Annotated in this window: 14 protein-coding genes; 3 read left to right on the top strand and 11 right to left on the bottom strand. The window is 60.4% G+C overall.

From position 1 onward, the window contains the following. Nucleotides 1-61 precede the first annotated feature (61 nt). Both FMF02_RS04205 and gdhA read left to right on the top strand, forming a co-directional pair. Nucleotides 62-724 carry a nitroreductase family protein gene (locus FMF02_RS04205; protein ID WP_019131602.1) on the top strand — a complete coding sequence of 221 codons (663 nt, stop codon included), beginning with the start codon at nucleotides 62-64 and terminating at the stop codon, nucleotides 722-724. Nucleotides 725-823: 99 nt separating this feature from the next. Beyond that, on the top strand, nucleotides 824-2,158 hold the full coding sequence (gene gdhA / locus FMF02_RS04200) for an NADP-specific glutamate dehydrogenase (protein WP_141412310.1): 1,335 nt from the start codon (nucleotides 824-826) through the stop codon (nucleotides 2,156-2,158). A 181-nt stretch (nucleotides 2,159-2,339) separates the two neighbouring features. Here gdhA and FMF02_RS04195 read toward each other — a convergent pair whose 3' ends face one another. The 8 genes from FMF02_RS04195 to FMF02_RS04160 form a co-directional block, all read right to left on the bottom strand. Next, entirely contained in the window at nucleotides 2,340-4,931 is a 2,592-nt protein-coding gene (locus tag FMF02_RS04195; RefSeq protein WP_141412309.1) for a hypothetical protein, read from the bottom strand. Nucleotides 4,932-5,088: 157 nt separating this feature from the next. Next, a complete protein-coding gene (locus FMF02_RS04190; protein ID WP_141412308.1) occupies nucleotides 5,089-6,456 on the bottom strand; it encodes an MATE family efflux transporter in 1,368 nt (455 codons plus the stop codon). A gap of 121 nt (nucleotides 6,457-6,577) precedes the next feature. After that, entirely contained in the window at nucleotides 6,578-9,169 is a 2,592-nt protein-coding gene (locus FMF02_RS04185) for a calcium-translocating P-type ATPase, PMCA-type (protein WP_019131598.1), read from the bottom strand. A gap of 106 nt (nucleotides 9,170-9,275) precedes the next feature. Further along, nucleotides 9,276-10,712 (bottom strand): rod shape-determining protein RodA, encoded by a 1,437-nt coding sequence (gene rodA / locus FMF02_RS04180; protein WP_141412307.1) that lies wholly within the window; start codon nucleotides 10,710-10,712, stop codon nucleotides 9,276-9,278. After that, on the bottom strand, nucleotides 10,702-12,537 hold the full coding sequence (mrdA, locus tag FMF02_RS04175) for a penicillin-binding protein 2 (RefSeq protein ID WP_141412306.1): 1,836 nt from the start codon (nucleotides 12,535-12,537) through the stop codon (nucleotides 10,702-10,704). The genes rodA and mrdA overlap by 11 nt, the downstream gene beginning before the upstream one ends. Beyond that, complete coding sequence (locus FMF02_RS04170; protein WP_141412305.1) at nucleotides 12,534-13,052, bottom strand: rod shape-determining protein MreD; 519 nt, start codon at nucleotides 13,050-13,052, stop codon at nucleotides 12,534-12,536. The genes mrdA and FMF02_RS04170 overlap by 4 nt, the downstream gene beginning before the upstream one ends. Nucleotides 13,053-13,092: 40 nt before the next feature. Further along, nucleotides 13,093-13,917 (bottom strand): rod shape-determining protein MreC, encoded by an 825-nt coding sequence (gene mreC, locus FMF02_RS04165; RefSeq protein ID WP_141412304.1) that lies wholly within the window; start codon nucleotides 13,915-13,917, stop codon nucleotides 13,093-13,095. 115 nt (nucleotides 13,918-14,032) lie between these two features. Then, entirely contained in the window at nucleotides 14,033-15,052 is a 1,020-nt protein-coding gene (locus FMF02_RS04160) for a rod shape-determining protein (RefSeq protein ID WP_019131593.1), read from the bottom strand. A 178-nt stretch (nucleotides 15,053-15,230) separates the two neighbouring features. On the opposite strand from FMF02_RS04160, the gene FMF02_RS04155 reads away from it, so the two are divergent. Further along, nucleotides 15,231-16,562 carry a glucose-6-phosphate isomerase gene (locus FMF02_RS04155; protein ID WP_141412303.1) on the top strand — a complete coding sequence of 444 codons (1,332 nt, stop codon included), beginning with the start codon at nucleotides 15,231-15,233 and terminating at the stop codon, nucleotides 16,560-16,562. A gap of 846 nt (nucleotides 16,563-17,408) precedes the next feature. Here FMF02_RS04155 and FMF02_RS04150 read toward each other — a convergent pair. Genes FMF02_RS04150 through FMF02_RS04140 form a run of 3 tightly spaced genes read right to left on the bottom strand, consistent with a single transcriptional unit; the run spans nucleotide 17,409 to nucleotide 22,330 of the window. After that, on the bottom strand, nucleotides 17,409-18,866 hold the full coding sequence (locus FMF02_RS04150; RefSeq protein ID WP_141412302.1) for a calcineurin-like phosphoesterase C-terminal domain-containing protein: 1,458 nt from the start codon (nucleotides 18,864-18,866) through the stop codon (nucleotides 17,409-17,411). A 13-nt stretch (nucleotides 18,867-18,879) separates the two neighbouring features. After that, a complete protein-coding gene (locus FMF02_RS04145) occupies nucleotides 18,880-20,703 on the bottom strand; it encodes a hypothetical protein (RefSeq protein WP_141412301.1) in 1,824 nt (607 codons plus the stop codon). Between the two features lie 31 nt (nucleotides 20,704-20,734). Next, complete coding sequence (locus FMF02_RS04140) at nucleotides 20,735-22,330, bottom strand: calcineurin-like phosphoesterase C-terminal domain-containing protein (RefSeq protein WP_141412300.1); 1,596 nt, start codon at nucleotides 22,328-22,330, stop codon at nucleotides 20,735-20,737. Between the last annotated feature and the right edge of the window lie 10 nt (nucleotides 22,331-22,340).

Below are 22,340 nucleotides of genomic sequence, written 5' to 3'. Positions count from 1 at the left end.
GGCGTCCTGCGGGACGGCTCCGCAAATGTATCGAACGGTCGAAACGAAAGAAGAAAAAACGATGGCGGACAACTATCTCGAACGAAGAATGGAGGCTTATCGGGCGCAGCCGGCGGCGCAACCGCGTCGGGCGGCGACGCTGGAACGGCTGCTGACCAGGAACCGCAGCGTGCGCGGTTACGACGCCCGGTTCGTCGTGCGGGCGGACCAGCTCCGCAGCATCGTCTCCGTCTGTACGAAAATCCCTTCTGCGCGCAACCAGCAGGTATTGCGCTTCCGGCTCGTGCTGGCGGACGAGGCCCCCGGGGTGCTGGCGCACGTCCGCATGGGCGGTGCGCTGCCCGAACTGCATCTGCCGCTGGCGGGCACGGAACCCAACGCCTTCATCGTCGTCTGTTCGACGGTGCCCGAAGACCGCTGGGTCGACATCGATCTGGGCATCGCCGTGCAGAGCATGTTGCTCCGGGCCGTCGAGATCGGGCTCAACGGGCTCTGTATCGGCGCGTTCGACCGCGATGCGATTCGGACGAGGCTGCGGCTGCCCTGCGAACCGCTGCTGATCCTCGCCGTCGGGAAGAGCGCCGAACGGATCGAGCGGGTCGAGATCGGCGCCGGCGGCGATCGGCGTTACTATCGTTCGGAGGGCGTCCACTATGTCCCCAAGATTCGGGCCGAGGAGCTGATTATCGATTCGGATTCGGCGGAAACCGGCGATAAATCGTAAAAATAATAGCTCTGTCGGTTACATATCGTCGGAAATTTGTTTATATTTGTAATGATCGAAAACGATTTTCGCCGACCAATCCTAAATAACGATGATACTATGGATGTGAACAAACTTATGGCTGAACTCGAGCGCAGGCACCCGGGTGAAAGCGAGTATTTGCAGGCCGTCCGCGAGGTACTGACGACCGTCGAGGAGACCTACAACCGGCATCCCGAATTCGAGGCGAACAAGATCGCCGAGCGGATCGTCGAACCCGACCGCAGTTTCACCTTCAAGGTGGTGTGGGTCGACGACAGGGGTTGCGTGCAGGTCAACACCGGTTACCGCTTCCAGTTCAACAACGCCATCGGCCCCTACAAGGGCGGGCTGCGGTTCCACCCTTCGGTCAACCCCTCGATCCTGAAATTCCTCGGCTTCGAGCAGATCTTCAAGAACGCGCTGACGACGCTCCCGATGGGTGGTGCGAAGGGCGGTTCGGACTTCAACCCCAAGGGCAAGTCCGACGCCGAAGTGATGCGCTTCTGCCAGGCCTTCATGGTCGAACTGTGGCGCCACATCGGCCCCGAGACCGACGTTCCGGCCGGTGACATCGGCGTGGGCGGCCGCGAGATCGGCTACCTCTACGGCATGTACCGCAAGCTGGCGCGCGAGAATACGGGCGTGCTCACGGGCAAGGGGATGACCTACGGCGGTTCGCTCATCCGTCCCGAGGCGACGGGCTTCGGCGCCGTCTATTTCCTGCGCCAGATGCTCGAAACGGCCGGTATGGAGATCGAAGGGAAGGTGATCGCCATCTCGGGCTTCGGCAACGTGGCGTGGGGCGTGGCGACCAAGGCGACCGAACTGGGCGCGAAGGTCGTGACGATCTCGGGCCCCGACGGCTACATCTACGATCCGGCCGGACTGGACAAGGAGAAGATCGCCTACATGCTCGAACTGCGCGCGTCGAACAACGACGTGGTGGCCCCCTATGCCGACAGGTTCGCCGGCTCGACCTTCTTCGCGGGGCGCAAGCCGTGGGAGCGGAAGGTCGACATCGCCATGCCGTGCGCCACGCAGAACGAGCTCGACGGCGAGGATGCCGAGCAACTGATCGCCAACGGAGTGAAGGTCGTGGCCGAGGTCTCGAACATGGGCTGCCGCCCCGAGGCGATCGACGCCTTCATCGCGGCGAAGATTCCCTACGGGCCGGGAAAGGCGGTCAACGCCGGCGGCGTCGCCACGTCGGGATTGGAGATGAGCCAGAACTCGATGAAATACAACTGGACGGCCGAGGAGGTCGACGCGCGGCTGCACCACATCATGTCGTCGATCCACCACGCCTGCCTGGAATACGGCACCGAGGAGGGTTATATCAACTACATGAAGGGCGCCAACATCGCCGGCTTCATGAAGGTCGCCAAGTCGATGGTCGAGCAGGGCGTGCTCTGATACCGGCCGCGGCCTGCGGAATCCGCGGCCGCGGAGATGCCTTCTGCCGTTCGGCGGTTGGCCGTCGGCAGGCGACATGACGGCTGAACGAAACGCATCCGGACATCGCGCGATGTCCGGATGCCTCTTTATATCCGGTCGAACCGGTGCGTGCGTCGGCCGATCCGCAGTCCGGCGGATTTCAGGGTGCCGGCGGGAACCGCTGCTGCTTTCGGATAATCTTGCCGCTTCGGGATACGCCTTCGATAGAGATGTCGTAGTCGGTCGGTGCATCGGAGGTGTAGAACTCGACGGTGGCCTGCCCCAGGTCATCGAGCTTGACGACAGGATTCCAGTAAAGCGTCGTGCGATAGTCGGGCGTGTTGGCTCTATATTTCTCTTCGGTGTCGTATGTCGGAGAGTAAAACTCCGCAGGGGTTTGATAACCCAATGGTGTCACTACGCTTACGTCCGGCGATGGTGCAGCGGCATACGCTTCGGCCAACGCTTTTCCCTTTTTCATGGTAATGGCTATGATGCCGCCTTTGAGACTCGTTCCCCAATAGCTCGTCTGGTTGCGGTCGATCAGGTCGATACGTGCTACCTGTTCGATTGGATAATACAAACAATCGGGGACATTATCCAAATCTTCTGTATATTCGATCTCCCGTTTTTCTCCCGCACGTTCCCTTTCGAAACTGGTATTCATATCGTTTTTTCCTGTCATATCACTCCAAAGATGGAAACTTGGTGTAACTTGATAACTCATTGTTAACTTATCATTTTTATCCATTCTTCCGAACCCCCAATTCGCACTTTCTCCGACTACATCTTCTGTTTTACTTAACATGTTGATTGTTTCCTCCAGTCGACCGTCGACCATAAAGGCCGGTTTGTGCCCACGGTATAGTACCCTTCGTCCCATGACCTGCATTCCGGGCATCTTCTCGATGAAGTCGAGGATCGTCCCTGCGCTGACCTCCTTGATCTGCTCGGCGTTCCACGACCGTGCTGCCAGGCGGTGTTCCGGCGCGTTTTCGTCGATGTCGTCGTCCCAGGGTTTTGCTGTCACGACCACGGTGTCGATAACGATATTCCGCATGTCTGCCGTGCCGCGCTGCTCGATATACCTTCGCGCCTGCGCCACGTAGGTCGGATCGGGCTGCCGCAGGCGCGGCAGCGTGCGGTATTCGGGAAACGAATCGGGCGTGATGAGAATCCGTGCGTCGGTGATCGTCCGCCCTCGGACGGTGGGGCGCAGCACGAAGGTCGTGCTGTCGGGGAAGTCGAACCCGTTGAGTGCGAACGACCCGTCCTCGGCGATGGGAGCCGAGGTGGCGTAGCCGCTCCGGGGTACCAGCAGCCGCATCGTGTAGCGGTCGAGCTTCTTCTTTTTGGAGAACATGGCCGTGCGCTCGATGCGTCCCGCGATCTCCTGTCCCGCCTCCATCGGGTAATAGGGCTCCTTGTATTCGTCGCGCAGGAGCTTCGGCACGTCGTACCTGCGCCAGCCCTGCGTAAGCAGCAGTTCGTCGAGCCCTTCGTCGCCCTGCGCGTTGTCGGGCGCGAAGTACCAGTCGGGGTCTTCGATCACACCGCGCAGCTCGGAGGAGAGCATCAGCGTGGAGTAGATGCCCGCTGTCGCTACGGGAGCCGCCGCCTTGCGGTCGGTGACGGCGACGGCGAAGTCGCCCTGTGCGGGTCGGCGTTTGGTGTCGCGCACCTCGAAATGCAGCGTTACCTTCGAACGCTGCCGCAACGTGCCCTCCTGCCGCATCGTCACCTCGGCCTCTTCGTCGCGGCGGTTGAAGACCAGCCGCTCGGAGTAGGCTTCGCCCGTGGGGCTGAGCAGCAGGATCTGGTAGAGGCCGCCCGGCAGTTCGTCGCGCAGGAAGGTGAGCGATGCGTGCTGCGGGTTCCACTCCTTGTAGTAGCACTGCGTGCCGCAGCGGTGGACGAGGAGCTTCAATCCCTGCGGCCGCCACTTTTTAGCCGAACGGACGGATACGACGAAGGAGGTGTCGTTGGGCTCGACGCGCAGGACGAAGGTGAAGTCGTTGGCCTCGGGCAGATCGAAGCGCCGCGCCTTGCCGCCCGATGTCTGGACGCATTCGGCCGTGTAGCGCCGGCCGGGCCGCGGCGTGAACTCGAACGACCCCATGCCGGCGTGGCGCGAGGCGAAACGTGCGACGGTGCGGCCACGGTCGTCGCGCACGGTTCCCGTCACCTGCCGCGAAAGTCCGTCCTTGCCCAGGGCCTTGAACCCCACGCGACAGGGCTGTCCGTCGATGAGGTAGCCGCCTTCGGGGAAGAAGGCCACGTCGAAGGGGCCCGCCGCCGTGCGGCGCCGTCGTTTTTCGGGTTGTCGGTAGGGATTGACCGAAAGGGGTTTCGAGAAGAGATAGTCGCCGCCGAGGTTGCGCATGTAGAGCGTGTAGGCGCACAGCACGTATTCGTCCTGCGCGAGCGTCGCGGGCAGGGGCAGGTAGCCGGCATAGACGCCGCCGCGTTGCAGAATCTTGATGCGGCGCACGAGCAGGTTGTCCGTCGTGCGAAGCTCCACGTAGACGTAGCGGCTCGCCGTGAGCGGTTCGAGCGTCGCGGCGTCGACGCAGTGCGCACGCAGCCACACCGTGTCGCCTGCGATATAGGCGTCGCGGTCGGTCGTCACGTGGATCTTCTCCTGCGGAAAATTACGGATTTGCTCCAAAAACGGGTTCTTCTGCGCGTGCAGCGCTTGGAGCGTTCCCAGCAGGAACAGTGCCGCAGCACTCAAAATGCCCCCCCCCTCCATATCGTATCATAGCTGTTCGAATTGCCTAACTATCCGCAAGATAATAAAAATTTGCGGATCGTGCAAATCGGTAGCGCAAGAGGCGGGGCGGCTCGTGGTGATCTTTTGCTCCGCCAGCCTCGGGGAGCGGCAAAAGCGCGGCGGGAACTCCGTGCGATTATCGACCGCCGATCGGTTTTTCGGGCGGCGTCATGCGTTTGAGCCGTCCGTAGACGTAGACGAAGGCGGGGACGAGGAAGAGGTCGGCGGCGATCCACGCCGTGGGATCGCCGAAGCAGACGGCGATGTAGCCCAGGGCCGGTACGGCCCACAGGCTGACCGCCGTGCGGGCGATCATCTCCGAGACGCCCGACAGCATCGCCAGATTCGTGTAGCCTGCGCCCTGGATTGTATAGCGCAGGATGCAGAGCAGGCCGAGCACCGGCAGGAAATAGCTCGCCACGTGGAGGAACAGCCGCGTGTCGGCGAGAATCTCGCTCTGCGACGGATCGATGAAGAGCCGCGCCAGCAGGTCGGAACCGGCCATCAGCACGACGAAGGCGAAGAGTGCGTAGCCGAGCATCAGCCCCGCGGCGACCTTGATGCCCTGCCAGATGCGTTCGGGCTTCACGGCGCCGTAGTTGTGGCCCGTGTAGGTGGCCATCGCCATGCCGAGGCTCTCGAAAGGCGAGATGACGAACATCTTGATGCGCACGCCGGCCGTGAAGGCCGCCACGCAGGCCGAGCCGAGGGCGTTGTTGGCGCTTTGGAGCATGATGCTGCCGATGGCCGTGATCGAGAACTGCAATCCCATCGGCAGTCCGATCGCCAGCAGCGTGCGGGCGTGCCGCGAGCGGAACCGCCGTTCGTCGCGCGTACTGCGCAGAATCTCGAAATGGCGGTGCATGTAGGCGAAGCAGAGCGCGGCTGAAACGCCCTGCGAAACGACTGTCGCCACGGCCGCTCCCAGCACGCCCCAGCCGAGCGTGAGGATGCAGAAGAGGTCGAGCGCGATGTTCAGCACCGTCGAGAAGAGCAGGAACCAGAAGGGCGTGCGGCTGTCGCCCAATGCGCGGATGATGTTCGACAGCAGGTTGTAGAAGAAGGTGCAGGGGATGCCGATGAAGGTGACCAGCAGGTAGAGGTAGGCGTCGCGGAAGATGTTGTCGGGGGTGCGCATCGCATGCAGGATGTCGGCGCACCAGATGCTTGTGACGATCGCCACGGTCACCGAGATGCCGACGGCCAGCCGCAGGGCGTTGGCCACGTAGCGGCGCATGTCGGCGTAGTCGTGCGCGCCGAAGCGCTGCGCCACCGGAATGCCGAATCCGCAGCAGCAGCCGTTGCAGAATCCCAGGATGAGGAAGATCACCGAACTGCTGGCGCCTACGCCCGCCAGGGCGTCGATCCCCAGAAACTGGCCCACGATGGCCGCGTCGACCAGCGAATAGGTCTGTTGCAGCAGGTTGCCCAGCAGCAGGGGCAGCGTGAAATTGAGAATCAGGGGCAGCGCCGGCCCCGTGGTCATCTCCCGGGATGTCGTCATAGTGAAAAAACCTCTCGCCTAAACCGCAGCAAAGATACGCAAACGGATGCGAAAGTGGTACGTTCGGCCGGCGATTTCGTCCGAAAAACGGCGGGCGGTCTTTCAGAACCGCCCGCAGAGGTTATCGTGCGTCGCGGCACGAACACGTCTGCCGTCGCCGCAGGGCGCGGATCGCCTCGCCGCCCAGTGCGATGAGCGAGGTGAGCCCCACGATCCAGGCCCACTCCTGCCACGAGAGCGGGACGGTGCGGAAGACCTCGCCGCCCAGTTCGACGATGAGCCATTGCCCCAGCGCGATGAGCGCCAGCACGGTGAGGAACGTCCGGCTGTGCGCGATGCCGTGGCTCGCCGCGCATCCGGCTTCGAATCCTTTGGCGTTGAACAGGTTCCAGAATTGCAGGAAGACGAAGGTCGTGAAGAATACCGTGAGCTGGCGCACGGTGGGCTCGCCCGTCGTGTAGAGCCACCAGCCGAGCATTCCGAGCAGGACGACCACGAAGATCGAGCCGCAGGTGGCGATCGTGCGCACCATCGCCCGCGAGACGATGCTCGCATCGCGCCGGCGGGGGCGTTCGCGCATCACTTCGTGCTGCGGCGGCAACGATGCCATGGCCATGGCCGCCAGCGTGTCCATGATGATGTTGACCCACAGGATCTGCGTCACCGTGAGCGGCATTTCGGTCTCCATGACCGAGCCGGCGAGGAAGACGACGATCGCCGCGAAGTTGATCGTGAGCTGGAAGAGGATGAACCGCTGGATGTTGCGGTAGAGCGAGCGCCCCCACATGACGGCCGTTGCGATCGAGCGGAACGAATCGTCGAGCAGCGTGATGTCGCTGGCGTCCTTGGCCACCGACGTGCCCGAACCCATCGAAAGGCCCACGTTGGCGAAGTTGAGCGCCGGCGCGTCGTTCGTGCCGTCGCCCGTCACGGCGACCACCTCGCCCTGCTGCTGCAACAGCCGCACGAGCCGCTGTTTGTCGAGCGGCCGCGCCCGCGAGAGGATTTTCAGCGAACCGATGCGGGCGAGCAGCTCTTCGTCGCTCGCGGCTTCGAACTCGACGCCCGTCATGCGGTTGCGATCCGTATCTTCGGCATCGTTCCACAGTCCGATCTGGCGGGCGATTTCGGTGGCGGTGGCGGCCGTGTCGCCCGTCACGATCTTGACGGCGATGCCGGCCGACATGCACTCCGCTACGGCGGCGGGAACCTCTTCGCGCACGGGATCGGCGATCGCCGCGACGGCCGCCAGGCGGTACGGCTCCTCCGCCTCTTCGATCCGCGAGGCGTTCGTCGGGACGTAGGCCAGCGCCAGCGTGCGCATGGCGCGGCGCTGCATACCCAGCAGTTGTTCCTGAATTTCGGCGGGAACCGTCGCGGCGTCGCAGCGGGCGAGCACCACTTCGGGCGCACCCTTTATGAGCAGAAACCGCTCCCGTGTATCGCATCGCTCAATGAGCGTGGCCATGTATTTGCGTTCGGTCGAGAAGGTCAGCCGGTCGAGAATCCGCACCCCTTCGCGCAGTGCGGCGTAGTCGCCGTTTTCGCGCCGGAGCCATTCGAGCAGCGCGCCTTCGGTGGGATTGCCCAGCGGACGGCCGTCGGCGTCGAGGAAGGCGGTCGAGTTGGCCGCCACCGACTCGCCGAGCAGCCGCTCGTCGGGAAGCCCGTAGCGGATGATCTCCTGCACGCGCATCCGGTTCTGGGTGAGCGTGCCCGTCTTGTCGGTGCAGATGACCGTCACGGCACCCATCGTTTCGCAGGCGTGCATCTTGCGCACGAGATTGTTGGTTTTGAGCATCCGCCGCATCGAGAGCGCCAGCGAGAGGGTGATGCTCATCGGCAGCCCTTCGGGAACGGCCATGACGATCATCGCCACCGAGACCATGAAGCAGTTGAGCACGATGCGCACCACGTGGGGCCACGGCGCATCGGCCAGCCCTTCGACGAGGAAGGCCTTGCCGATCAGAATGACGAAGATCAGCACCGACAGCGCGATGCCCACCTTGCCGATCTGCCGCGAAAGGCGTGTCAGCTGGCGGTGCAGCGGCGTCTGTTCGCCGCTCTGGACGGTCGCCTGTTCGGTGACGCGGCCCGCTTCGGTGGCGTCGCCGACGGCCGTGACGACCATGCGGCCGTATCCGTCGCGCACGGTCGTGCCGCGCAGCAGCCGGTTGGAGGGGTAGGTCGCTTCGGGGTCGAAGAGCTCCTCGTCGACGTACTTCGCCGTTTCGGGTTCGCCCGTGAGCGTCGACTCGTCCATTTGCAGCGATACCGCTTCGACCAGTTCGCCGTCGGCCGGCACCGTCTCGCCCGCTTCGAGGCTTACGAGGTCGCCGACGACGACTTCGCGGCGCGGAATCTCGCGCATCACGCCTCCTCGGCGTACCTTGACGGGCTGCTCGTCGTTTACACGGTTGAGCCGGCGGAACCGCCGCATGGCGTCCCACTCGAAGAGAAATCCCACGCAGGTGGCCAGCAGGATGGCGCAGAGAATGCCGATGGTTTCGGTGAAGTTGCCTTCCATGAAGGCCATGGCCAGCGACAGGGCTGCGGCGACGAGCAGCACGATGATGATCGGGTCGCGGAACTTCTCCGCGAGCAGCCGCCACGCCGAATCGTCGCGTTGCGGCGTGATGATGTTTTCGCCGTGGGCGGCGCGGCTTGCGGCCACCTCTTCGGGGGTGAGACCTTGCGGGTTGTAGGGGATCATATCCGGTTGTTTTCTGACTTGCAAAAATAATCGATCCGTCGTGCATTCGCGCGGCATGGGGCGAGATTTAACGGTTCGTTAATATCCGCCGTATGTTAACGAATCGTTAAGTCGACGGGAACTGCCGCGTCGAAGCATCGAGGCGGATGGCGATGAAGAGCAGGATGGTGAAGGCCAGCAGCGACGATCCCCCGTAGCTCATGAAGGGGAGCGGAATACCCATGACGGGCATCAGCCCGATCGTCATGCCCACGTTGACCAGCACGTGGAAGAGCAGGATCGCCGCCACGCTGTAACAGTAGACCCGCCCGAAAGGCTCCTCCTGCCGTTCGCCCATTTTCATCAGCCGCAACAGCAGCAGGCACATGACGCCGAGCACCGCGACGGCGCCCAGAAACCCCCACTCCTCGCCGACGGTGCAGAAGATGAAGTCGGTGTGTTTTTCGGGCACGAAGTTGTATTTGATCTGCGTTCCTTGCAGGAACCCCTTGCCGAAGAGGCCGCCCGAGCCGATGGCGATTTTCGACTGGTTGACGTTGTAGTCGATCCCCTGCGGTTTGTCGACGATGCCCAGGTAGCTCAGGATGCGCTCCTGCTGGTGCGGTTTGAGCACCGATTCGAAGATATAGTCGGTCGCCGGGACGAAGGCCATCGAAACGACGAAGAGTCCCGCCATGAGCAGGATGTTCATCAGCCGCGTGCGGTAGGCGTAGACCGCCACGATCGGCAGCGAAGCGAGCGTCACGGTCAGCAGGCTGCGGTAGATGTCCATCGTGCCGGGGGCGATGAGTCCCATGAACGACGAGAGGACGATGGCCGAGAGCGCCAGCGAGGCGAGGTAGACGATGCGCGAACGCCATCGGCCGTTCATCATCGCCTCCGACGCCACGCAGATCAGGATCAGCAGCACCAGCAGCGTCATGGGCGTCAGCAGGAACGAAACGATGAAGAGCGCAGCGATGAGCAGAATCGGGATGCAGAGCCACTTGTTGAGTCCTTCGCGGTAGAGGACGAAGAGGAATGCACCCAGCACGATGCCCGAACCGGTGTCGTTTTGCAGAATGGTGAGCAGCATCGGGATGCCGACGATCACACCCACGCGCAGCAGATCGCCGAAGCGGTTGATCGAGAAGGAGTAGTTGCTCATCACGCGCGCCAGCGCCAGCGCCGTGGCGATCTTGACGAACTCGACGGGCTGGATGCGCAGCGACCCCAGTTCGATCCATGACTTGGCGCCGTTGACCTCCTTGCCGGCGATCAATACGCAGATCATCACCACGATACCTATTATATATAGCGGATAGGCCCACATGTGGTAGTAGCGCACGTCGAGCAGCAGGACGACGAGCGCTACGACGAGTACGGCCGTCACCCACATGTACTGCTTGATGTAGAAGTGCGAGAAAGCGAAGAAATCGGCCGTCTCCTCGTCGAACGAAGCGGCGGTGATGCAGATGCAGCCCGCCGCGACCAGCAGCAGGTAGTAGAGGACGGCCAGAAAATCGACCCCCTGGAACAGACCGCCTTTGATTCTACTTTGCATAGGAGGGATAATAGATTTGCATGTTCTTCACCCTATCGACGAGCCACGGGCGGGTGATCGTGTCGGTGAGGTAGTACTCCTCGACGAGCGAGGCGATCGGCAGGGCGATCGTGGCGCCGAATCCGCCGTTTTCGACGTAGACCGAGATCGCGATGCGGGGATTGTCCTTCGGTGCGAACGACAGGAAGGTCGAATGGTCGCGTCCCTGCGGATTCTGGGCCGTGCCCGTCTTGCCGCAGACGTCCCAGCCGTCGAGCCGCGCCACGGTCGAGGTGCCGCCGACGTTCACGCCGCGCCACATTCCCTCGACGATCGGTTCGAAGTGCTTGGGGTCGATCATCGTATACTGCTTTTCGTAGAAACGGCGGTCGATCGAATCGCGCCCTTCGATGCGCTTGACGATGTGGGGGATGTAGTAGTAGCCCCGGTTGGCCAGGATAGCCGCGAAGTTGGCCATTTGCAGCGGCGTGCAGCCCAGTTCGCCCTGCCCGATCGAGAGCGAGATGACCGTCAGTGCGTTCCACGAACCGTGATAGACCCGGTCGTAGTATTCGCTCGACGGGACGTAGCCCGCCCCTTCGTCCAGAAAGTCGGATTCCAGCTTGCGGCCGAAGCCGAGGCTGTTGACGTAGGTTTTCCACATGTCGAAGCCGTGTTCGACGTCTTCGTAACGGCGGTTTTCGAGGATGTTGCGCAGCACGTAGCAGAAGTAGGCGTTGCACGAGTTGGCCACCGCCCCGCGCAGGTCGAGCGGCGAGGCGTGGGCATGGCATTTCATCATGCGGTGGCCGTAGCGGAATCCGCCGTTGCAGGAGTAGCGGTCCGCCGGCGTGAGCACGCCCTCTTGCAGTCCGATGAGCCCCTGCACCAGCTTGAAGGTCGACCCCGGAGGATATTTCGCCTTCACGGCGCGGTTGAACATCGGCTGACGTTTGTTATAGAGCATTTTCATGTAGTTGTTGCCCCTGTGGCGGCCTACCATTTCATCGGGGTCGAACGTGGGCGAGGAGACCATCATCAGGATCTCGCCCGTCGAAGGCTCGATCGCCACGGCGGCTCCCACCTTACCTCGCATCAGCTCTTCGGTGAAGGCTTGCAGGCGGGCGTCGATCGTCGTGACGATGTAGCTGCCCGGTTCGGGCAGTGAATCGAACATGCCGTCCATGTAGGAGCCCTTGACCACGCCGTGCGTATCCTTCTCCATGATCTTCACCCCTTTCTTGCCGCGCAGCTCCTCCTCGTAGGCCTTTTCGACGCCGCTCTGGCCGACGTAGTCGCCCGAACGATAGTCGGCATAGCGCTTCATCTTCAACTGCCTCTCGTTGATCTCGCCTACGTCGCCCAGCAGGTTGCCGCCGATCTTGCGCGGATAGCTGCGTATGGTGCGGTAGACGGTGTAGAACCCCGGGAAGTTGTTTTCGTCGAAGCGCAGTTTCACTTCGCTGGAAATGAAATTGGTCACCATGTAGGGGATGCGGGGGCTCATGCGGGCGTTGCGCAGCGCGCGTTCGAGTTTGGTGCGGGAGATTCCCAGCAGGTCGAGCATTTGCAGCGTGTCGAATCCTTCGCGCGGCAGCTCGCGGTAGATGACCATCAGGTCGTAGCAGGCGCGGTTCTGCGCCAGGTACTCGCCGTTGCGGTCGAAGATTTCTCCGCGCGGTGGGTATTGGACGACGTGCCGCAGCGCGTTGCCGCGCGCCAGTTTTTCGTATTTCGGGTCGATGAGCTGGATGTAGGCCAGCCGCAGGATGATGACGCCGAAGATCAGCAGCACCACCGCTTGCAGCGTGCGCATCCGCACGTATCCTTTGCGGGAGTCGGTCATATGCGCGGCGAGAGTCGGGAGGTGAATACCTGTGCGATCAGCCAGCAGAAGAAGACGCCGACCGCGGCGCTCACGCCGAGCCGCAGCAGCGTCAGCAGCGCGTGCGACCACGAGAGCGCCTCCATGTAGAAGAAGATCGCGTTGTGGAGGACGACCGTCAGGGCGAGGTAGACCGTGAAGGACTTTTCGCCCAGCCGCCGTGCCGAGGGCACACCGCCGTCGTGGACGTTCTCCTTGCCGCAGACGAAGTTGAGAAGGTGGATACGCACGAAGGCGACGAAGACCGTGGCGATCGTGTTCACGCCGGCGGCACCCATCGTCCAGTCCATCGCGAGCCCCATCGCGAGCCCCGCCAGAAGCATCCGGATCGGTGTGGTCTCCATCGGCAGCAGCGCGATGAAAACCACGTAGACCAGCGGGTTGAGGTAGACGCTCAGCGACAGGTTGTTGAACAGAAAGATCTGCAACAGCGCCGCCACCAGAAACAGAAGTGCGTATTGTAGGGTTCGGTACATAGCTCGGTCGAAAAGTCGGGGCGTGCCCCTCCGGTTTGTGTTAAATTCCCTCTTCCAATTGCCGTTGTTCGTTGTAGTCCTGATTCTTGACGAGCACCACGTCGTGCAGCGCCGTCATGTCGGCGGCCAGGCGGATGCGCACGTCGTAGGCCGTGCGGGTCTCGTTGAGTTCGAACTCCTCGACCGTGCCGATCAGGATGCCGGCCGGGAAGTAGCGCGAGAAACTCGTCGATACGATCGTGTCGCCCCGCTCCACGGCGGCATATTTCGACAGATCGCGCATACGGACGTGCTCCGCGTCGAAACCGTCCCAGTAGATCGAGCCGAAATGGCCGTCGCCCGCCACCTCGCCGCTGGCGCGGAACGAGGTATTGAGGATCGACACGGCCACCGAATAACGATCCGAACAGCTGACGATGTAGCCCACCATGGCGCCCGAAGGGGTGACGACGGCCGTTTCGGGCGATACCTCGAAATCGCGTCCCTTGTTGAGCGTCAGCAGGTTCTCCTGCTTGTTGATCGAGTTGGCCACGACGCGGGCGGTCGTGTAGCGGTAGGGACCCGCCAAGGGCGATCCCACCGTGTCGAGGGCGGCGAAGAGCGCCTGCTCGCGATAGAACGACAGTTCGTTTTCGAGCGCTGCGACCCGTTCGAGCAGGCGTCGGTTTTCGTCGGGCAGGGCGAAGAAGCGTTTCACGCCGCGGAAAGCGCTGTGGATTCCGCCCGCCAGCCGGTTCGACTGCGTGAGGATACGTGCCTGCGTGAAGTGGGAGGAGTGCGCATAATAATTGATCGCCACCACTTCGATGATGACGAACAGAAGCGCTACATAAGTGCTCCGCAGGAATTCGAGTAGTTTGTACACCTCTCCGGTCAGGGTTTATCGGCGGGAGCTCCGGCGGACGAAGATTCCCGTTTCCGGCAGGGGCCTCAGCCTCCGCCCGCAAACGGGAACTGTTCCGGAGGTCGCCGCGGACCGCTTATTTCATCAGGAACGAGAAGCGGTCGATGTTTTTCAGTGCGATGCCCGTTCCGCGCGCGATGGCACGCAGCGGATCTTCGGCGATATGGAACGGCAGTCCCGTCTTCTCCGTAAGACGTCGGTCGAGGCCCTTGATAAGGGCGCCGCCGCCGGCCAGGTAGATGCCGTTCTTGACAATGTCGGCATAGAGTTCGGGCGGCATCGTTTCGAGCACCTTCATCAGCGCGGCGTCGAGTTTGATGAGCGATTTTTCGAGTGCGTAGGCGATTTCGTTGTAGTTGAGCGTGACGCTCTGCGGCAGTGCCGTCAGCATGTTGGGACCGGTGACGGTGAAATCCTCCGGCTCTTCCTCCAACTTGGGTATGGCGGCACCGATGGCGCATTTGATCGCTTCGGCCGTGCGTTCGCCGATGCGGACGTTGTGCTGCTGGCGGACGTAGTTCTGGATGTCGGAAGTGAAGACGTCGCCCGCCACGGTGACCGACTCCGAGCAGACGATGCCGCCCAGCGAGATGCAGGCGATCTCGGAGGTGCCGCCGCCGATGTCGATGACCATGTTGCCTTCGGGCGCTTCGACGTCGAGCCCCGCGCCCAGCGCGGCGGCCATCGGTTCGTAGATCATGTAGACCTCGCGCCCGCCTGCGTGTTCGGCCGAGTCGCGCACGGCGCGGATCTCGACGTTGGTCGATCCCGACGGGATGCAGATCACCATTTTGATCGAGGGCGAGAAGAGATGCCCCGAACTCTTGACCTTCTTTATCATGCCGCGCAGCATCAGTTCGGTGGCCGTGAAATCGGCGATCACGCCGTCTTTCAGGGGGCGGATCGTTTTGATGTTGGGGTTGGTCTTCTCATGCATGGCGCGCGCCCGTTCGCCGATGGCGACCAGCTTGCCGGAGTGGGAGTCGATGGCGACGATCGAAGGCTCGTCCACCACCACGCGGCCGTTGTGGATGATCAGGGTATTGGCCGTACCGAGGTCGATGGCCAACTCCTGTGTCAACGAAAAAAGTCCCATATGTTTTTTCTATTTATTATCAGTATTTTAAGCGGGTTTCGCGCCGGTACGGCCGGCGTCTGGGGATCTCACTTGCAAAGATAGGAAAAAGAACGGAATATCGCTGCAACAATTTTTAAGAATTTTAACTACATTTGCCGTGTCATTGCAAAGTGTCGAATTTAATTCTGATTTCGTTATGAAAACACTGAAACTTGATATTTCGAAGGCCGGCGTGGAGATCACTCCCCGCATGGAGGAGCGCACCCGCGAGGCGCTCTCGCTGCTCTATTCGAAGCAGGGCGCCGGCAACGATTTCCTGGGATGGGTGACCCTTCCCTCGTCGATCGCGCCGCAGGAGTTGTCGCGCATCGAGGCCGAAGCCAAGAAGCTGCGCGAGTGTGCCGACGTGATTATCTGCATCGGTATCGGCGGTTCCTATCTGGGTGCCAAAGCCGTTGCGGAGGCGATGGGCGATTCGTTCGCCGCGCTGCGTCCGCGCAAGGAGCCGGTGGTCGTCTTCGCCGGTCAGAATCTCTCGGAAGAGTATACCTACGAACTGCTCGATGCCGTCAAGGACCATTCGATCGCGGCGATCGTCATCTCCAAGTCGGGGACGACGACCGAACCGGCCGTGGCCTTCCGCATCGTCAAGGCGGAGATCGAACGGCGTTACGGCAAGGCCGGGGCCGCCGAGCGTATCGTGGCCATTACCGACCGTGCGCGCGGTGCCTTGAAGACGCTGGCCGACAACGAGGGCTACGCCACCTTCGTCATTCCCGACGATGTGGGCGGCCGGTTCTCGGTGCTCACGCCGGTGGGATTGCTGCCGCTGGCCGCCGCCGGTGTCGACATCGAGGCGCTGGTACGCGGCGCCGAGGAGATGGAGCGTGCCACGGGCGAGCAGGTCGCCTTCGCGGAGAACCCCGCGGCGGTCTACGCCACGGTGCGTAATGCACTGTACGAAGCGGGCAAGAAGATCGAGATTCTGGGTTCCTACGAACCGAAGCTCCAGTATATCAACGAGTGGTGGAAGCAGCTCTACGGCGAGTCGGAGGGCAAGGACGGCAAAGGACTCTTCCCGGCCAGCGTGACCCTCACGGCCGACCTCCATTCGATGGGGCAGTACATTCAGGAGGGCGAACGGACGATGTTCGAGACGATCGTCTCGGTGACCGCTCCGAAGCACGAGGTGCGGATCGAATCCGACGCCGAGAATCTCGACGGCCTGAACTATCTGGCGGGCAAGCGCCTGTCGGAGGTGAACCGTATGGCCGAGTTGGGCGTGCAGCTGGCGCATGTCGACGGCGGCGTTCCCAACCTCCGCATCGAAATTCCCGAGATTTCGGCGCACGCACTGGGCGCACTGCTCTATTTCTTCGAGAAGGCGTGCGGTATCAGCGGCTACCTGCTGGGGGTGAATCCCTTCAATCAGCCGGGTGTCGAGGCCTATAAGAAGAATATGTTCGCCCTGTTGGAGAAACCCGGCTACGAGGCCGAGACGAAGGCGATCCGGGAGCGGCTGAAATAACGCAACGGTTTGCGCATGAACGATCGGGCGCCTTCCTGCGGGAAAGGCGCCCGATTTTTTGACCGCCGTTTCTCTTTCCCGCACTTTTCGCAAGGCGGCTGCACTGCGCGCAACGATGATTTTGATTTAGTTTTAGCAGGCTCGCAGCCTGCCCGATCGCCGTGCTTGATCTTTTGATGCTTTTGGATCAAGCCAAAAGCACAAGAAATTCAGTGAGAAGAAAAACTTCCGATCGATTCTTCGGGAAGTATCCCGCACCTTCGATTCGGAGATTTCCAGCGAGGAGCAGGTTTACCACCTTTTTGTTGCATAATACTGTCTACGAGTTTGCAGCGCGGACATATTACCCTCGCCGGATTTCGAAAAGCGGATCGGATACACCTCTGACCCTACATTATGGGATAGCCTTATCAGTAATTATAACAGCTTACATCCCGATGAACCGCTTACAAGGTGGATGTAATTCGTTTTTTGAGAATAAATGGGAGAAATAAAACATGAACAACTTCAAAGATTTCTGTCCGACCTTCGAAATTGTTCATGTCCCCTATTTTCTTACACTGAAATATTTATGACTATTTTATTCAGAATAAATTTTGCGAGGCTATTTTTCTAAGAAGTCTTTCTAATGGTCTATTTCGAACGTTTTGGATGACAAACTTTACTGCGAGCCAATATGCCGTCCAATGTCGTAACTCCTATTTTGTCTCGTCTCGCCCTGCTTATCTTCGGAGAGGGACATCGTCGTGCAAAGCGCGAGCCGCCGAATCAGGTCCAGTCTGTGGGCTGGACCTGATTACGACATGAAGATGTATGATCTCACTTCGTTTCATTCGGTTCGGCCGACTACCACGATACCTTTTGAGTATAGAGGTTTCCGAACCTGTCCGTAACACGCACCTCACCCTCGCGGATTCCTTCCGACGGTTTGATCCGGAACATGTGGAACGAATTGACGGGCTTGCAGTATTTGCGCGTCGTCTTGTTCGTCACGGTAGCGTAGAGGTCGACATAGTCGGGATCCAACGCATCGTGCGCCTCCATCTGGCCGACCTTCACTCCGTTCTCCCACCATTCGACAGCACCCCATTTGTTATCGTGCGCCCAAATGTTGGCCATCACGTATTCGCCGCCGGTGCGTGCCGGAGGATAGACCTTCATCTGGTAGTTGCGATCTTTGCCACAGCAGAGATAGTACCACGAAACCTCTTCGCCGTCGACATCGACGACGAAATAACCCTGCGGCGTACCGTCATTGTTGAGCAAACGGTTCAAGCGCAATGCCCCCGTGGACTTGGTGACGGTGATCGAGGTGAGGTTGTCGATATCGTAGTTCCGCTCGGGTTCGCTCGTATAAAGATAAGTATGGTGGTTATGTCCCGCCCATGAATAGACATACTTGAAATCGAGCAGCGCCTTGCTATAAGCCGCAAAGTTCTTGTTGCGGCGCACCATGGTCGTCTTTTTGTTGAACATCTGGGCATGGGCGCAGATCATGATGATCTTGTCCTTGGGCACATATTTCAAATCCTCTATGAGCCAGTGCACGGTCTCGTCATAGAGGCCGTGGCGATACGATTCCTTGGCATCCTTACGGTCGTAGAGTATGTCGTCGATAAAAATGTAATGCACGCGACCGATATTGGCCGAATAACACGTAGGCCCCAGATGCATCTCGTAGTGCATCGTGCCGAGCGAATCTTTCAGCAACGTGGTCTGGTCGTGGTCGTGGTTGCCGATGACATTGAAAGTCACCATGTTCACACGGTCGGTATTGTGCAGATAGACAGGATAGACCGTCAGCTCGTTATAGATCACGTCGCCCAGTTCGATGCCGTAACATGGCGTAGCGATACTCTTGCGCGTCTTGATGATGTCGGGAATCACCACATCGCGGTAGGCCTCCGCCGAGTTGTCCCAGAAGAAATCCTTGATCTGCGGGTCGCCCTGCACGATGAGCGTATGGTGATCGGACGACTCCTTGCGCGGTTCGAGTACGAAATCGGCTGTGAAGGTTTCGACGTAGCGGGGAATGCGTTTGAAAGGAATCGGCAGGCTGTGGCGAGCGGGAATTTCATACTCGGCAGGCACCGACAGCATGATGAAATGACGGTTTTCGAGATCGCTCGTCAGCGTATAACGGCCGTCGGAATCGGTCTGCGTGCAGTTCAGTCCGTCGCTGACGACGGCTCCAGCGACAGGGCTTCCGTCGGTCGAGGTAACCCGTCCCGACACGTTGGGGATTTGCGCGTACACGGCACATGCCGCTACGAGCATTGCGAATAATAGGGTGAATCGTTTCATCTATGTATGAATATTATTTCGTTCCGTTCCAATAGTAACAAGGTCTTACTTCGCCGACCTCGGCATTGTTGCGCTCGGTATTGCGTCCGAGTATGAACATCCCGTAGTTTTCGGCCGTCACACGCGGAGCCTCACGCCCCTGCGCCGGCGTACCGACGGCGCCGCCGACACCGCAACCGTCCACCCTGTCGGTGTCGTTGCGACTCTCGGCCAATATCGATGCCGTGAAGCCGAAGCGGCCGCAGATCACGCCGCCGTTGCGGCAGTCGGTGATGGCTGTATACCGTTTTGGGGTCTGCGTCGTACCCACGATACCTCCGGCATTGCCGCTTCCTTTGAGGAGCACATCGCCGACATTCACGCAACCGTACATGTCGCCCGCCTCGAACAGACCGCTTATGCCGCCTGCCACCGCAGCCGAGCCGTCAACCGTACCTTCGTTCACGCACTCCTGCACATCACAGAACGACGCCAGCGCCATAATGCCTCCGATGCGGCCCGATTCGCTGTGGACAGCTCCCGTATTGGAACTGAAACGCACGACGGCATTGACGGTTTCGTTGCCGGCGATAAAGCCGCACAGGCCGCCCACATGAATGCCGCGGGCGCTGTTGTAGGTGTTGGCGGCATAGCCGCACGACACGTCGCCTTCGTTACGGCACTCGACCACGGCAACGGCCCACTTGGCATCGCCCTTGGCAAAAGCGTTGCCGATAATCCCGCCCACGGCAGTGCGTACTTTGGGGCTTTCGCCGGCGAACTTCACGGCGGCCTTGTTCAGACACTGCACTGCCACGATCGGACGTGCCGCCTGACCGACGATGCCGCCGACCGATCCGCCGGCAAATCCCGAAGCCGTGACCGCGGCATAGTTGACGCAATCGCCGACAGTCAGCGCGGAGTGCGTCGAACCGGCGATGCCGCCCGCCATCGTGAAGATGTCGCAGCGGGCGATGATCTCGCCGAAGTTGTCGCTGCAAACGATGTCTCCCTTGGTCAGACCGCAGATGCCTCCGACCTGCAATCCCTGCGGGACATCGGATTCGGAGATCGATTTGGCTGCCACCGTAACGTTACCTCGATTGGTGCAGAACTTGACCTTGACATACGTGTGACTCCCTGCGATGCCGCCGATATAGTTGTTGGGAAAAGCTCCGCTATAAGTTATCGTACCGTGATTGTCGCAATAGCCGATAAAAGCGCAGGAGAGGGGTCGGGTGGGGCTGCCTCCGACCACGCCACCCAGATAAATGCCGGCACTGCGATTGTCGAGATTGCCACCGAAATTACCCGACGACGAAACATTGCCGTAATTGTCGCAATTGATGACAATATATTTATTCATTCCGCAAATTCCTCCCACGTAGTTGGACATCAATGATTTGCCCGACCGGTGCGAAATCTGGCCGCGGTTGATGCACCCCTCCAGCGTTCCGTGGTTCACGTCAGCGATGAATCCTGCGTAGAACTCCTCCTCGCCGTTGTCCGTACATTTCATCGAACACGAGGCGTCGATCGTAAGGTTCCGTACGACGGCCTTTTCCGAAACGATATGGAAAAGCCCTGCCGTCGTTTTCCAGTTGGAGATCGTGTGGCAGCCGCCGTCAAAAATACCGTCGAAAACAGCTATCGGTACAAAGTCCTTCACCTTGGCCATGTCGATGTCAGCCGTAAGACTTATTACCCCCTCGCGGTCGGCCCATGGGGTAATATCCTCGCCGGCATTGGCCGCGGTTGCGAACGCCACCAATTCCCAGGCCGAAGATATGCCCTCGGCCATAGTCGTCCCGACCGACAGCAACATCGAGACGAACGATAACAGAATGATTCTCTTCATTTGCATTATATAAGTTTAAAAGTTTTGCGATTTACAGGGCCATATCCGACGTTGACGCGGAATCCCAGTCGAGCGAAGCGGAGTAGCGGCGGCCGAAACGGTCGGTAACCTCGACCGTGCAAGAGGTCGCTCCGTCCGACGGCTTGATGCGAAACAGGTGCTTGACATTGGTGTCCGGCTTGAACTCCTCTTTGGCGAGGTTGCCGGGTTTCGAGTTGCTCCGGTCGCAGCACTCCTTGTATGCCTTGTCGTAACTCTCGATACGGGCCATCGGTCGGCCCGCCACGGCATTTGGGCCGTTGTCGGTATAGAGTACGCTGCCCCACAGGGCGTCCCACGCCCAGACGTTGGCATAGACATAGCCGTCGCCGTAGTCGGACGGAGAGTAGACGCGCATCTGGTAATCGTCGCCCAGTCCGTTGGATACGCCCAACTGGTTGCCGCACGGATGGTAATGCCATTCGATCTTCTCGCCGTCGACATCGACGACATAGTACCCGCGCGGCGTCCCGTCGGAGCAGACCCACTCGTTGAGCCATAAGGCTCCCGTAGCACGCGCAACGATATGCCCTTCGATATTGCTCAGCCGGTTTTCGCCGCTTTTGGAGTAGACCTTGTTGAAGTTGATATGCGAATGTCCTGCCCACGAATGCACGTATTTGTACTCCGAAAGCTTCTGCGCATAGAGCCGGCCGTTCTTGTCCACGTCGACGGGATCTTTCCCGGGCTTGCCGAACATCGAAGAGTGCGAGCAGATCATTATCATCTTCTCCTTCGGGACGTATTTCAGATCGTTGCACAACCATGTATAGACCTCGTCCGAAAGACCGTCGCTGTATCCTCCCGCGCCGTCGCCCTTCATGACGATGTTGTCCAGACAGATGAAATGGAGCCTGCCCAGATCGAACGAATAGTTCGTGGGACCAATATTCTCCTCGTAGGGACGTATGGCCTCGCCGTCCGTCGGCGCTTTGGTATCATGGTCGTGATTACCGATGACGCCGAACATCGGGAACGAGAGCGTCTTGACCCCCGATCGATAGATCTCCCACATGTTTGCATCCTCGTGGATCAGATCGCCCAATCCGATGCCATAGACCGGACGGTCGGTCATCGTCGCACACAACTTGTTCATATCGCGGCACATGTCCTCGAACATGTCGATGGAGTGATAGGCGAACTTGTCATAACCTCTGTCGCGGGCGCGTATCTGCGGGTCGCCTACCATGAAGACCGTAAAGCGGTCGCTATTGCCGCGCCGGCTGCGCAGTCGGAATTCGGTGCTGAACGAGGTCGAACCCTCTGGAATGCGGTCGAAGAACTGCGGCAGCCCCTCCTTGGATTCGATTTCGTAACCCGACGGAACGGTAACCGTCACGAAACGCCGTTTCGACAGGTCGCTGCTGAGCCAAAAATGACCGTTGCGGTCGGTCTGGGTCGTTTGCAGGCCGTCGCTTACGACAATTCCTTCGAGCGGGGTTCCGTAATCGTCGAAGACGGTTCCCTTGACGTTACAGCCCTCCTTGTCGGGGATGCTGAACGGATCTTTCGAACCCAGTTCGTTATTACCGTCGGTACATGCCGCAAGCAGCAGCAGGGCAACGAGCGTATGGAAGAATCGTTTCATCTCACAATCG

Origin of the sequence: Alistipes communis (assembly GCF_006542665.1) — a bacterium.
Lineage (GTDB): Bacteria > Bacteroidota > Bacteroidia > Bacteroidales > Rikenellaceae > Alistipes > Alistipes communis.
Note: the sequence above shows the minus strand (reverse complement) of the source record. Positions and strands in the feature narration are given on the sequence as shown.

Excerpts from the sequence above, each read along its gene's own strand:
- FMF02_RS04195 (WP_141412309.1), bottom strand. The coding sequence starts at position 4,931 with ATGGAGGGGGGGGGCATTTTGAGTGCTGCGGCACTGTTCCTGCTGGGA.
- gdhA (WP_141412310.1), top strand. The coding sequence starts at position 824 with ATGGATGTGAACAAACTTATGGCTGAACTCGAGCGCAGGCACCCGGGT.
- rodA (WP_141412307.1), bottom strand. The coding sequence starts at position 10,712 with ATGCAAAGTAGAATCAAAGGCGGTCTGTTCCAGGGGGTCGATTTTCTG.
- FMF02_RS04140 (WP_141412300.1), bottom strand. The coding sequence starts at position 22,330 with ATGAAACGATTCTTCCATACGCTCGTTGCCCTGCTGCTGCTTGCGGCA.
- FMF02_RS04155 (WP_141412303.1), top strand. The coding sequence starts at position 15,231 with ATGAAAACACTGAAACTTGATATTTCGAAGGCCGGCGTGGAGATCACT.
- FMF02_RS04170 (WP_141412305.1), bottom strand. The coding sequence starts at position 13,052 with ATGTACCGAACCCTACAATACGCACTTCTGTTTCTGGTGGCGGCGCTG.
- FMF02_RS04160 (WP_019131593.1), bottom strand. The coding sequence starts at position 15,052 with ATGGGACTTTTTTCGTTGACACAGGAGTTGGCCATCGACCTCGGTACG.
- FMF02_RS04190 (WP_141412308.1), bottom strand. The coding sequence starts at position 6,456 with ATGACGACATCCCGGGAGATGACCACGGGGCCGGCGCTGCCCCTGATT.
- mrdA (WP_141412306.1), bottom strand. The coding sequence starts at position 12,537 with ATGACCGACTCCCGCAAAGGATACGTGCGGATGCGCACGCTGCAAGCG.
- FMF02_RS04145 (WP_141412301.1), bottom strand. The coding sequence starts at position 20,703 with ATGAAGAGAATCATTCTGTTATCGTTCGTCTCGATGTTGCTGTCGGTC.
- FMF02_RS04205 (WP_019131602.1), top strand. The coding sequence starts at position 62 with ATGGCGGACAACTATCTCGAACGAAGAATGGAGGCTTATCGGGCGCAG.
- FMF02_RS04150 (WP_141412302.1), bottom strand. The coding sequence starts at position 18,866 with ATGAAACGATTCACCCTATTATTCGCAATGCTCGTAGCGGCATGTGCC.
- FMF02_RS04185 (WP_019131598.1), bottom strand. The coding sequence starts at position 9,169 with ATGATCCCCTACAACCCGCAAGGTCTCACCCCCGAAGAGGTGGCCGCA.